Source organism: Streptomyces sp. NPDC002004 (genome assembly GCF_053593975.1).
Window position 1 is genome coordinate 171,091 of record NZ_JBSFDP010000004.1, and the last position, 12,014, is coordinate 183,104.

The following is a 12,014-nucleotide window of genomic DNA, read 5'->3' on the forward strand; positions in this document are numbered from 1 at the left end:
CCTGCCGAGCGCGCACGGACCGCAGGCCCCGGAGAGATCCGGGGCCTCCGGCGTTTCCCGTCCCGCCACGGGGGTGCTGGTCGCCGAGGGCTGCTTCCTCCCTCGGGGCTCGGGGCGCGGCCGGCTGGGGTGCGTTCCCTGCCCCTGCCCCTGTCCCTGTCCCTGTCACCGTCGCCTTCGCTAATGCGTCAACTGGTGCATTAGTGTACGGTGTTGAGGAGATCACAACTGCACACGGGAGGGAGCATTCATGCCGTTGTCCCGGCGTATCGCTTCGGCGGTCCCGAGTGGTGTGCCCCTCGTCGGTGCGGCTCTCGGAGTCGGAGCAGGGTCCGCCGGTGCAGCCGACACCACCTTCAGCATGGCTCCTCACACCGACCGCAACGCCGTCTGCGCCTGCGTCAACACCGAGTTCGCCGGTGTCCACGGTGTCTGCTCCAGGCCTTGCGCGGTCGCGGCCTGAACCCCCCACAGCAGGGGCCCGCTCGGGGGAGGGGCTCGTGCGTGAGGCCGACGGTTCGGCCCGCCCGGCAGGGATGAGAGGCCCCGGACGTCGAGTCCGGGGCCTCATGCGTTGCCCGGACGGCGTCGGTGCGGAGCGCGTCAGGACACCCGGCCGTGCCGGAAGCTTCCCCCGGTGGCGTTGTCGGACCCCGGGGATAGCGTCGTCGTATGGCGTGGTGGTGCACCGGGGTGCGGTGGGACGCGGGGGACGGGGGCGTCCCCGTGCTCGGGTGGTACGGCGACGGGGTGGGGGCACGCGGGAGCCGGCTGGTGCTCGGCGCGGTGCCGGCCTTCCGGGGTGTCGGGGAGAGGCGCTGTCTCGGTGTCCCGCGGGGCGGGGGATGGATCAGGTGCCCCAGGGAGGCGGCGGTGCCCGCCCGGGGGACGCGGGCCCAGTGCGAGGAGTGCGCCCGGATGGACCGTGCGCACTCCGTCGCCGCCGACACGTTCGCCGACGATCCGCGGCCGTACCACGTGTACCTCGCCTGGTTCGGTCCCGGGATGGTGAAGGTGGGGATCACCCGGGTCGAGCGGGGGCGGGCACGGCTGCTGGAGCAGGGTGCCGTGGCGTTCACCTGGCTGGGGCGCGGGCCGCTCATGGCCGCACGGCGCACCGAGGAACTGCTGCGCGCCGCCCTCGGCGTGCCGGACAGGATCTCGTACGCGCAGAAGCGGGCGGTGCGGGCCCTGTTGCCGCCACCCCTCGAACGGGCCGCCGAACTCAGCGAGTGGCACCGGGCCGCCCTCGCTCTGGGCGACTGGCCCGAGTCCCTGGAACGACTGCCCTGTGCGATCAGCGACCACGGTGAGGTCTTCGGCCTCGAAGGACTGCCTGCCGCCGGTGCCGTGGTGAGCGAGCTGACGGACGGCGGGGTCGTCGCAGGCACCCTCATCGCCGTCGCCGGGCCCGATCTGCATCTGCGGGAGGCCGCGGGGCGAACGGGCGGGCGCGTGATCGTCCTCGACGGCCGGCTCCTCGCCGGGTGGCGTCTGGAGGCGGTGAGAGAGCGGGAGGGAGCGGGCGGAGCGCGGGCGGGGGGAGCGGAAGCGGGGGGAGCGATAGGGACTGGAGAGGCTGAAGGGGCTGGCGGAGCTGGAGGGGCGAAGGGCTCGGGGGACGCGGTGGTGCCCCGGGTGGGTGCCGGGCCCGGACCGTTGCGGACGACCGTTCCCCTGCGGGACGTATCGGCCGTCCAGGGCGGGCTCTTCTGAGGCTCGTCCGGCCGCACGTCAACGAACGGATCCCGTACGGTCAAGTGATCGATCCCGTACGGTCAAGGCTCGGTGACCGTTGTCCACAGGGGTGGACAGGCCCGCCGCCCGGACCGGATCGTGGTCGTCATGAGTGATCACGTCACAGCACCTGACGCATCCGTCCCGCCCGCCGACGCCTCCGCGCCGGTCGGTCCGTCCGCCCTCGCCGGGGCGCCCACTTCGGACCTCGCTCCCGCCGGCGCCCCGGCGTCCGTCGAAGGCCCCGCGTCCGTCGACCCCGCCGCCGGCGTCCCCGCCCCCCTGCCCGCCGGCCTCCCCGTCCCCGTCCCGGCTCACGAACCCCCTTACTACGCGGCCATCTTCACCTCCCTCCGCACGGACGGGGACAACGGATACGGCGAGACCGCCGCCCGTATGGACGAGTTGGTCAGGGAGATACCCGGGTTCCTGGGCGAGGACAGCGCGGCGACCCCGGGCGGGCTGCGGATCACCGTGGCGTACTTCCGTGACGAGACCGCGCTGGCCGAGTGGCGGGCGCATGCGGAGCACCGCGCGGCGCAGCGGCGCGGGCGCGCCGAGTGGTACGAGCAGTACGTCCTCCACGTCGCCAAGGTCGAGCGGAGCCATGGGTTCGTCCGTGCAGGAGAGTGAGGGAAGCGGCGCCGTCCGCGCGTTCTGGCAGCGGCTCGGGCTGCCCGGGCTCGTCGACGTGCACACCCACTTCATGCCCGAGCGCGTCCTGCGCAAGGTGTGGGAGTACTTCGACGGCGCGGGGCCGCTGACCCGGATCGAGTGGCCCATCGCCTACCGGCACGACGAGGAGCAACGGCTCGCGGTGCTCAGGGAGTTCGGCGTGCGGGCGTTCACCGCGATGCTGTACCCGCACAAGCCGGGCATGGCGGCATGGCTGAACGGATGGGCCGTCGAGTTCGCCCGCCGGACCCCGGACTGCCTGCACACGGCGACGCTCTTCCCGGAGCCGGGCGTGGCGGAGTACGTCAGGGAGGCGGTGGAGGCCGGGGCCCGGGTCTTCAAGGCGCATGTGCAGGTGGGGGCGTACGACCCGTCGGACCCCCTGCTCGACCCGGTCTGGGGTGTCCTCGCCGAAGCCGGCATCCCCGTCGTCATGCACTGCGGTTCCGGCCCCGCGCCCGGTAAGTACACCGGACCGGAGCCCGTGGCGCGGGTGCTGGCCCGGCACCCCCGGCTGCGGCTGGTGGTCGCACACCTGGGGATGCCCGAGTACACGGACTTCCTGGAGCTCGCCGAGCGCTATAGGGAGGTGCGGCTGGACACGACCATGGCGTTCACCGACTTCAGCGAGCGGTTCGCGCCCTTCCCCCGGGGCGAGTGCGGGCGGATCGCCGACCTGGGAGACCGGGTACTGCTCGGCAGCGACTTCCCCAACATCCCGTATCCGTACGTCCATCAGCTGCACGCACTGGAGCGGCTCGGCCTCGGGGACGACTGGCTGCGCGCGGTCTGCCACGACAACGGGGCGCGGCTGTTCGGCCTGACCTGAGCCGGCGCCCGCCGGGGTTTTCTCAGGGATTTCACAGGTTCCGGCAAGGCCGTTCTCAGAGCCGCGGCGCAGTCTGTGGGGCATGACCGCGACCGCGCCCCAGGGGCGTACCGAACTGCTGAGGCCGGACGGGAGCCCCGTCCGGGTGCTTGTCGTGGACGACGAGGTGGCGATCACCGAGCTGCTGTCCATGGCCCTGCGTTACGAAGGCTGGCAGATCCGCAGTGCGGGGGACGGGGCGGCCGCGGTGCAGACCGCGCGCGAGTTCCGTCCCGACGCCGTCGTGCTGGACATGATGCTGCCCGACATGGACGGGCTGGCCGTGCTCGGCAGGCTGCGCCGCGAACAGCCCCACGTCCCCGTGCTGTTCCTGACGGCGCGGGACGCCGTCGAGGACCGGATCGTCGGGCTGACCGCGGGCGGCGACGACTATGTGACCAAGCCGTTCAGCCTGGAGGAGGTCGTCGCCCGGCTGCGCGGACTCATCCGGCGGGCGGGCGCGGCCGACAGGCGCAGCGAGTCCCTGCTGATGGTGGGCGACCTGACCCTCGACGAGGACAGTCACGAGGTGTCGCGCGGCGGGGAGTCCATCCATCTGACCGCCACCGAATTCGAGCTGCTGCGCTATCTCATGCGCAATCCGCGCCGTGTGCTGAGCAAGGCACAGATCCTCGACCGGGTCTGGAGCTACGACTTCGGCGGACAGGCCAACGTCGTCGAGCTGTACATCTCCTATCTGCGGCGGAAGATAGACGCCGGCCGGGAGCCGATGATCCACACGCGGCGGGGCGCCGGATACCTGATCAAGCCGGCGGTCGACCCGGCCGTCGCCCCGTGAGACCCGGCCGGGAGTCCGGCGGACATGATCGCCGCACGGTGACACGGGACCACGGTTCCGGCGGACACGGCCGTCGCCCCCCGAGAGCGGGGCGGCGGTCGCCCCGTTCGCTGCGCACCCGGCTCGTGGTCTCGGCCGTCGTCCTGATCGCCGTCGTCGCCGCGGTGATCGGCACGGTCACCACACTCGCCGTGCAGTCCTTCCTCTACCAGCGGCTGAACGACCAGCTCAGGGTGGCCGTGCAGCGTGCGGAGCATCTGCCCGATCCCGAGCGGGACATGGAGCGGGACCGCGGCAGGCTGGACTTCGTGGCGGCCCCGGGCCAGCCGCTGGGCACCGTCGGCACCCGCACCGGTCCCGACGGACGGTTCACCAGCGGCGCGAAGAGCATCGACGGGACCGGTTCGCTGCCTTCCTCGCACCTGGCGTCCCTGACCGCGGACCAGCTCGCCGTGCTCACGTCCGTGCCGCGGGACGGCCTCCCGCACGACATCACCCTGCCCGGGCTCGGCGACTACCGCGTCCGGTCCACCGGCGACGGATCGGCCGTGATCGGCTTCCCCGAGAACGATGTGCAGGGGACCATCGGCACGCTGGTCCTCGTCGAGGTCTGTGTCACCGGCGCCGGTCTGATCGCCGCCGGGATCGCGGGCGTCGCGATGGTCGGGGTCGCGCTGCGGCCGCTGCGCAAGGTCGCCGCCACCGCCACCCGGGTCTCCGAACTTCCGCTGCACAGCGGCGAGGTGGCCCTGCACGAACGCGTCCCGGACGCCGAGGCCGACCCGCGCACCGAGGTCGGCCAGGTCGGCGCCGCGCTCAACCGCATGCTGGACCACGTCCACGCCGCGCTCGACGCGCGCCAGCGCAGCGAGACACGGGTGCGCCAGTTCGTGGCCGACGCCAGCCACGAACTGCGTACCCCGCTCGCGTCGATCCGCGGGTACGCCGAGCTGACGAGGCGGGGCCGGGAGGCGACCGGGCCCGACACCCGGCACGCCCTCGGGCGCATCGAGTCCGAGGCCGACCGGATGACGGGTCTCGTCGAGGATCTGCTGCTGCTCGCCCGCCTCGACGCGAGCGAGGCCGCCGGAGAGGCGGCGGCAGGGGGCGCGGCGCGCCCGCTCTCGTACGAGACCACCGACGTGTCCCCGCTGGTCGTGGACGCCGTCGCCGACGCCCGCGCCGCCGGGCGGGACCACGTGTGGCGCCTGGACCTGCCCGACGAGCCCCAGCTCGTCCTCGCCGACCCCGCCCGCCTGCACCAGGTCCTGGTCAATCTGCTGGCCAACGCCCGTACGCACACGCCCCCGGGCACCACCGTCACCGCGCGCGTGCACCGGCACGAGCCCTGGGTGTGCCTGGACGTCCAGGACGACGGGCCCGGCATCCCGCCCGCGCTGCTGCCGCACGTCTTCGAACGGTTCGCGCGGGGCGACTCCTCGCGCTCGCGCGCCTCCGGGTCGACCGGGCTCGGACTCGCCATCGTCCAGGCGGTGACGGCCGCGCACGGGGGCGCCGTGACGGTGGACAGCGTGCCCGGGTGCACGGTCTTCACGGTGCATCTTCCGGCGCACGCCCCGGGCGCACCGGCCCCGGGCGCGCACGCCCCCGCCGGCCGGCCCACCGGCCCCGTCCCGTACTCACAGCCCCGCCACAGGCTCACCACACAGGCCTGACAGGGCACTTGGCGAGTGTCGGTGCCATGCAAACCGACTCTCTCCCCGGCACCGGGTCCGCCCCGGGCGCCCTGCCGGCCCGGTGCCCCGTCCCGGTGGGCACGGACGGCGGCGTACCGGTTCTGGATGTGGTGATCCCCGTCTACAACGAGGAGAAGGACCTCCAGCCGTGCGTGCTGCGGCTGCACGACCATCTCGCCCGTACCTTCCCCTACCGCTTCCGCATCACGATCGCGGACAACGCGTCCACCGACCGCACCCCCCAGGTCGCGGCCCGGCTCGCGGACGCCGACGACCGGGTCCGGTACGTCCGGCTGGAGCAGAAGGGCCGCGGCCGAGCGCTGCGGGCCGTCTGGTCCGCGTCGGACGCACCGGTACTCGCCTATATGGACGTCGACCTGTCGACCGACCTGAACGCCCTGCTGCCACTGGTGGCCCCGCTGATCTCGGGCCACTCGGACCTGGCGATCGGCTCACGGCTGGCCCGCAGTTCGCGGGTCGTGCGCGGGCCCAAGCGGGAGCTCATCAGCCGCGCCTACAACCTGATCCTGCGCGGTTCGCTCGCCGCGCGCTTCTCGGACGCCCAGTGCGGCTTCAAGGCCATCCGGCGCGATGTGGCGAGGGTGCTGCTGCCGCTCGTCGAGGACACCGGCTGGTTCTTCGACACCGAGATGCTGGTGCTCGCCGAGCGGGCCGGGCTGCGGATCCACGAGGTGCCGGTCGACTGGGTCGACGACCCCGAATCGACGGTGCACATCGTGCGGACGGCGACGGAGGACCTCAAGGGGGTCTGGCGGGTGGGCCGTGCGCTCGCCGTGGGCGCGCTGCCCCTGGACCGGCTCGCCCGGCCCTTCGGGGACGATCCGCGCGACCGCGAGGTGCCCGGCGTACCGCGCGGACTGGCCCGCCAGCTCGTCGGCTTCTGCGTGGTGGGCGCGCTGTCCACGCTTTTCTATCTGCTGCTGTACTCCGTCTTCCGCACGGCCGCGGGGGCCCAGATCTCCAATGCGCTGGCGCTGCTCGTCTCGGCGGTCGCCAACACGGCGGCCAACCGCCGGCTCACCTTCGGCGTACGCGGCCGGGAGCGCGCGGTGCGGCACCAGGCGCAGGGGCTCGTCGTGTTCGGCGTCGGCCTCGCCCTGACCAGCGGCTCGCTCGCCGCCCTCGGCGCGGCGGCCGGCGGTGCGGCGTCCCACGGTACGGAGCTCGCGGTGCTGGTGGCCGCGAACCTCGCGGCGACCGTGGTGCGGTTCCTGCTGCTGCGGGCCTGGGTGTTCCCGGAGCCGGAGCCGGCGTACGGGCAGAGTGACCGGAGGGAACGACGTTGACCATGTACTCCCAGACCTCCCCGCAGCCGGTGGCGGGTGCCGTGCACGGTGCCTCCGGCGCGACGACCGCCCGCGGGGGCGGGAAGGAACCGTCCCGGTTCGCGCTCCCCGCGCTCCTCCTCGTCACCGCGCTGCTCTACCTCTGGAACCTGAGCGCCTCGGGATACGCCAACTCCTTCTACTCGGCGGCCGTTCAGGCGGGCAGCCAGTCCTGGAAGGCCCTCTTCTTCGGGTCGCTGGACGCGGGGAACGCGATCACGGTCGACAAGCCGCCGGCGGCGCTCTGGCCGATGGCGCTGTCGGTCCGCGTCTTCGGGCTCTCGTCCTGGGCGATCCTCGTCCCCGAGGTGCTGATGGGCGTGGCCACGGTCGCCGTCCTGTACGGGGCCGTGCGGCGCCGGTTCGGTGCGGCCGCGGGGCTGATCGCGGGCACGGTGCTCGCGCTGACGCCGGTCGCCGCGCTGATGTTCCGCTTCAACAACCCGGACGCGCTGCTCACCCTCCTCATGACCGTCACGGTGTACTGCGTATTGCGCGCACTGGAGGACGGGCGCACCCGGTGGCTGGTGTGGGCGGGCGTCGCGGTCGGCCTGGCCTTCCTCACCAAGACCCTCCAGGCGTTCCTGATCCTGCCGCCGCTGGCGGTCCTGTACGCGGTGTGCGCGCCGGTGCGTCCGCTCAGGCGCGCGGGTCAGCTGCTGCTCTCCGGACTGGTGACCGTCGCCGCGGGCGGCTGGTGGGTCGCGGTGGTGGAGCTCTGGCCGGCCTCGTCGCGCCCGTACATCGGCGGCTCGCAGCACAACTCGTTCCTGGAGCTGACCTTCGGCTACAACGGCCTCGGCCGTATCAACGGCGACGAGACCGGCAGCGTCGGCGGAGGCGGCGGGCCCGGCGGCGGCGCGGGCGGCCAGTGGGGCGAGACGGGCCTCACCCGGATGTTCGGCGCGGAGGTGGGCGCCCAGATCGCGTGGCTGCTGCCGGCCGCCCTGATCCTGTTCGCCGCGGGCATCGCGCTGACCTGGCGGGCGAAGAGGACGGATGCGGTCCGGGCGGCCTTCCTCGCCTGGGGCGGGGCGCTGCTGGCGACCGCCGCCGTCTTCAGCTTCATGGCCGGGATCTTCCACCAGTACTACACGGTGGCGCTCGCGCCCTACATCGCGGCGCTCGTCGGCATGGGCGCGACGGTCCTCTGGGAGGAGCGCACCCGCCTGTGGCCGAGGCTCGTGCTGGCCGGGACGGTGGCGGTGTCGGCGATCTGGGCGTACGTTCTGCTCGACCGCACCCCGGACTATCTGCCGTGGCTGCGCTGGGCCGTGCTCGTCGCGGGGATCGGGGGCGCGCTGGGGTTGCTGCTGGCACCGCAGCTGGGCCGCCGTGCGGCGCTCACGGCGGTGGCGCTGAGTCTGACGGCCTGTCTCGCGGCTCCGCTGGCGTACACCCTCTCGACGGTGAACACGGGCCACACGGGCTCGATCGTGACGGCGGGTCCGGCGGGGGCGAGCGGGATGGGCGGCCCGGGCGGCGGGCCGCGGGCCGGTGGTCCCGGCGGTGCTGCGGGCGGCATGGGCGGTCCCGGCGGTGCTGCGGGCGGCATGGGCGGTCGCGGTGGCGCGGCGGGTGGCACCGGTGGTCCGGGTGGCGCCATGGGCGGTGGGCCCGGGGGGAACGCTCCGGGCGGCGGCATGGGACAGTTCCCGGGTCCGGGCGGCGGGAACGGCGGCGCGGGTCGCGGTGCCGCCGGGGCGCAGCCGCCCGTGCCGGGCCGCGGGAACTCCGCAACCGGCCCCGGCGCCGGCGGACTCCCCGGCGGAGGCCGCCTGCCGGGCGAGCGGGGCGGCAGGAGCGGGGCGATGGGAGGCCTTCTCGACGGCCCGAGCGTGAGCGCCCGGGCCGAGGCGATGCTGAAGGACGGCGCAGGCGACTACACCTGGACCGCCGCGACCGTCGGCTCCCAGAACGCCGCGAGCTACCAACTCGCCACCGGCACCCCGGTGATGGCGATCGGCGGGTTCAACGGCAGCGACCCGTCCCCGACGCTCGCCCAGTTCAAGCAGTACGTCGAGGACGGACGGATCCACTACTTCCTGTCGTCCTCCGGAGGACGGGGCGGCGGCATGGGCGGCCCCGGGGGCCGGTCCGGCGGCACCGCCTCCCGGATCACCACCTGGGTGGAGGCCACCTTCAAGAAGGTCAAGGTGGGCGACGCGACCTTCTACGACCTCACCCGCAAGAAGGACATCCCCTAGCGGCCCCGCCGCAGCAACAGGTCCGCCACGACGGGGCGGTGGTCCGAGGCGAGCGTCTCGGCCACCGCCACGTCGCACACCCGGACGTCCCGCCGTGACACGGCGACGTAGTCGATCCGCTTCACCGGCACGTCCGCCGGGAACGTGTACCCCGCGGAACCCGCCTCCGGTCCCGGACCCGCGTCGGCCAGCTCCTGCCACAGCGGGGCGAGTTCGGGCGCGTCCGGCGTCGCGTTGAAGTCGCCGAGCAGCACCTGCCGCGGACACCGCCCGGGCCTGTCGCAGTCCTCAGCCATGATGCGCCGCATATCGGCGACCTGGGCGATCCGGACCGCGGGACCCTGCCGGTAGTCGAGGTGCGTGGCGTACACGTGCACGGGCAGCCCCCGTGCACGGACGACGACCTCGGCGAATCCGGGTGCCGGTGCCGGGACCGGGTTCGGGTCCTGCGTGGACAGCCGGGTGATGTCGTGGTTCTCCGCAGCCGTCACCGGATACCGGGACAGCACGGCGACCCCGAACTCCCGCCGTGGAGCACCCTCCTGCGGCGGATCGAGGCTGTATATCGGCGCGAAGAACACATGCATGTCCAGCCGTCGTGCCAGCTCGGCGGCGACGTCGCGCCACTCGCTGCGCGCCCCCCACCGGACGTCGACCTCCTGGAGCCCGACGACATCGGCGTCCAGGTCGCGCAGGGCGGCCGCCTGCCGGTCGAGGTCGAGGACGCCGTCCATCCCGGCACCCGCATGGATGTTGTACGTCGCGACCCGCAGCGGAACGGCCGCCGCACCGGGTCCCCCGCCGCCCGGCCCGTCGTGCGCCTGCGCGGGAGGCGCGGCGAGCGCCCCCCATAAGCCCATGGCCAGCAGGAAGGGAAGGGTGCGCCGTCGACGCGGTGACATCCGGCTTCTCACTCGACCTCGGCTCCTCGGCTCGACCTGGTGGTGTCGCGGACCTCAGGGCGTGCGTGCGGAACCGTATCGGACAAAACCCGGTTGTACGGCGTACGAGGGGCCCTCTACGGTGTAAGTCTTCCGTCCCCATACACCGTAGAGGAATCGACATGACGGCGACCACCGCCGAGACCCCGACCCGGCCGGGCCCTCAGGGCCACCCCCGGCGCTGGCTGATCCTGGGTGTCATCTGCCTCGCCCAGCTCACCGTGCTGCTGGACAACACCGTCCTCAATGTCGCCATCCCGTCCCTCACCCGGGCACTGGACGCCTCCACCGCCGACATCCAGTGGATGATCAACGCCTATTCGCTGGTGCAGTCGGGCCTGCTGCTCACCGCCGGAAGCTCGGCGGACCGCTACGGCCGCAAGAAGATGCTGGCCGCGGGCCTCGCGCTGTTCGGCACCGGCTCGCTGGTCGCCGCCTTCGCGCAGAACGCCGGGCAGCTGATCGCCGCCCGCGCCGGCATGGGCGTGGGCGGGGCGCTGCTCATGACGACCACGCTCGCCGTGGTCATGCAGATCTTCGACGACGCCGAGCGCGTCAGGGCGATCGCCCTCTGGTCGACGGTCAGTTCGCTCGGCTTCGCCGCGGGACCGCTGCTCGGCGGCTTCCTGCTGGACCACTTCTGGTGGGGGTCGCTGTTCCTGATCAACATCCCGGTGGCGGCGCTCGGGCTGGCCGCCGTCCTGCGGCTGGTCCCCGAGACGAAGAACCCCCAGGGCGACCGCCCCGACATCTTCGGCGCGCTCCTGTCCACCGTCGGCATGGCGGCGCTGGTCTACGCGATCATCTCCGGCCCGGTGGACGGCTGGACGTCGGTCCGGGTCCTGGTGTCCGGGTGCGTCGCGGCCGCCGTCCTCGTCGGATTCGTGCTCTGGGAACTGCACACCCCGCACCCCATGCTGGACATGCACTTCTTCCGCAACCAGCAGTTCACCGGCGCGGTCGCCGGGGCGATCCTGGTGGCCTTCGGCATGGGCGGTTCGCTCTTCCTCCTCACCCAGCACCTCCAGTTCGTCCTCGGGTACGGCCCCTTGGAAGCGGGTCTGCGCACGGCCCCGCTCGCCCTCACCGTCGTGGCGCTGAACCTCACCGGCGTCGGCGCCCGGCTGATGCCCCGGCTCGGCACCCCCGTGACCATCGCCGCCGGCATGACGATGCTCGCCGGGGGCCTGGCGGCCATCGCGCTGCTCAGCTCCGGAACGGACGGCGGCTACGGGGGCATGCTCACCGGCCTGATCGTGATGGGCGCGGGCATCGCGCTCGCCATGCCCGCGATGGCCAACGCGATCATGGGCGCGATCCCGCCGGAGAAGGCGGGCGTGGGCGCCGGCGTCAACGGCACGCTCGCCGAGTTCGGCAACGGGCTCGGCGTGGCCGTCCTCGGCGCGGTCCTCAACGCCCGCTTCGCGTCCCTGGTCGCCGTCTCCGCCGCCTCCCTCCCGGCGGCCCTGGCCGCAACGCACTCCTCGGGCGAGCGGCACCGCATCGCCGATGCCTTCGCCCAGGGCCTCCAGACGAGCCAACTGGTCGGCGCGGCCGCGGTGCTCCTGGGCGGGCTCCTCGCGGCGGCGCTGCTGCGCAGGGCGGCGGCGGGGGCGCGCCCCGGGGCGTGACCCGGCGGCCGCCGCGCACAGTCAGCGCGCGGCGGCCGTCCCGGAGCGCGCCGGGCGCACCCATCGTCCGAGGGGCGCGCATCCGGCGCGCGGACCCTTGAGCGGGGAGCGCC

9 protein-coding genes are annotated in these 12,014 nt (G+C 73.6%); 8 read left to right on the plus strand and 1 reads right to left on the minus strand.

From position 1 onward, the window contains the following. Positions 1-672 precede the first annotated feature (672 nt). The 7 genes from ACWCP6_RS09135 to ACWCP6_RS09165 all read left to right on the plus strand — a co-directional run bounded on the left by ACWCP6_RS09135 (position 673) and on the right by ACWCP6_RS09165 (position 9,329). Positions 673-1,716 carry a DUF2797 domain-containing protein gene (locus tag ACWCP6_RS09135; protein ID WP_450931726.1) on the plus strand — a complete coding sequence of 348 codons (1,044 nt, stop codon included), beginning with the start codon at positions 673-675 and terminating at the stop codon, positions 1,714-1,716. A 129-nt stretch (positions 1,717-1,845) separates the two neighbouring features. Next, positions 1,846-2,370: an antibiotic biosynthesis monooxygenase gene (locus ACWCP6_RS09140; RefSeq protein WP_450931727.1), complete on the plus strand. Its 525-nt coding sequence runs from the start codon at positions 1,846-1,848 to the stop codon at positions 2,368-2,370. Continuing rightward, the gene (locus ACWCP6_RS09145; RefSeq protein ID WP_450931728.1) at positions 2,345-3,241 is read left to right on the plus strand and encodes an amidohydrolase family protein; all 897 of its coding nucleotides are present in this window, start codon (positions 2,345-2,347) and stop codon (positions 3,239-3,241) included. Before ACWCP6_RS09140 ends, ACWCP6_RS09145 begins: the two co-directional genes overlap by 26 nt. An 82-nt stretch (positions 3,242-3,323) precedes the next feature. Then, positions 3,324-4,079 carry a response regulator transcription factor gene (locus ACWCP6_RS09150; RefSeq protein WP_450931729.1) on the plus strand — a complete coding sequence of 252 codons (756 nt, stop codon included), beginning with the start codon at positions 3,324-3,326 and terminating at the stop codon, positions 4,077-4,079. Between the two features lie 38 nt (positions 4,080-4,117). After that, the gene (locus ACWCP6_RS09155) at positions 4,118-5,755 is read left to right on the plus strand and encodes a HAMP domain-containing sensor histidine kinase (protein WP_450931730.1); all 1,638 of its coding nucleotides are present in this window, start codon (positions 4,118-4,120) and stop codon (positions 5,753-5,755) included. Between the two features lie 26 nt (positions 5,756-5,781). After that, positions 5,782-7,083 (plus strand): glycosyltransferase, encoded by a 1,302-nt coding sequence (locus tag ACWCP6_RS09160; protein ID WP_450931731.1) that lies wholly within the window; start codon positions 5,782-5,784, stop codon positions 7,081-7,083. Positions 7,084-7,085: 2 nt separating this feature from the next. Then, positions 7,086-9,329 carry an ArnT family glycosyltransferase gene (locus ACWCP6_RS09165; protein ID WP_450931732.1) on the plus strand — a complete coding sequence of 748 codons (2,244 nt, stop codon included), beginning with the start codon at positions 7,086-7,088 and terminating at the stop codon, positions 9,327-9,329. On the opposite strand, the gene ACWCP6_RS09170 is transcribed toward ACWCP6_RS09165, so the two are convergent. Beyond that, a complete protein-coding gene (locus tag ACWCP6_RS09170; protein WP_450931733.1) occupies positions 9,326-10,231 on the minus strand; it encodes an endonuclease/exonuclease/phosphatase family protein in 906 nt (301 codons plus the stop codon). The two genes, ACWCP6_RS09165 and ACWCP6_RS09170, sit on opposite strands and share 4 nt — an antisense overlap. A 161-nt stretch (positions 10,232-10,392) precedes the next feature. Here ACWCP6_RS09170 and ACWCP6_RS09175 point away from each other — a divergent pair, with 161 nt between their 5' ends. After that, positions 10,393-11,901 carry an MFS transporter gene (locus ACWCP6_RS09175; protein WP_450931734.1) on the plus strand — a complete coding sequence of 503 codons (1,509 nt, stop codon included), beginning with the start codon at positions 10,393-10,395 and terminating at the stop codon, positions 11,899-11,901. Positions 11,902-12,014 lie beyond the last annotated feature (113 nt).

Coding starts and splice junctions, on each gene's coding strand:
- ACWCP6_RS09150 (WP_450931729.1), top strand. CDS start 3,324: ATGACCGCGACCGCGCCCCAGGGGCGTACCGAACTGCTGAGGCCGGAC.
- ACWCP6_RS09145 (WP_450931728.1), top strand. CDS start 2,345: ATGGGTTCGTCCGTGCAGGAGAGTGAGGGAAGCGGCGCCGTCCGCGCG.
- ACWCP6_RS09165 (WP_450931732.1), top strand. CDS start 7,086: ATGTACTCCCAGACCTCCCCGCAGCCGGTGGCGGGTGCCGTGCACGGT.
- ACWCP6_RS09160 (WP_450931731.1), top strand. CDS start 5,782: ATGCAAACCGACTCTCTCCCCGGCACCGGGTCCGCCCCGGGCGCCCTG.
- ACWCP6_RS09135 (WP_450931726.1), top strand. CDS start 673: ATGGCGTGGTGGTGCACCGGGGTGCGGTGGGACGCGGGGGACGGGGGC.
- ACWCP6_RS09170 (WP_450931733.1), bottom strand. CDS start 10,231: ATGTCACCGCGTCGACGGCGCACCCTTCCCTTCCTGCTGGCCATGGGC.
- ACWCP6_RS09175 (WP_450931734.1), top strand. CDS start 10,393: ATGACGGCGACCACCGCCGAGACCCCGACCCGGCCGGGCCCTCAGGGC.
- ACWCP6_RS09140 (WP_450931727.1), top strand. CDS start 1,846: ATGAGTGATCACGTCACAGCACCTGACGCATCCGTCCCGCCCGCCGAC.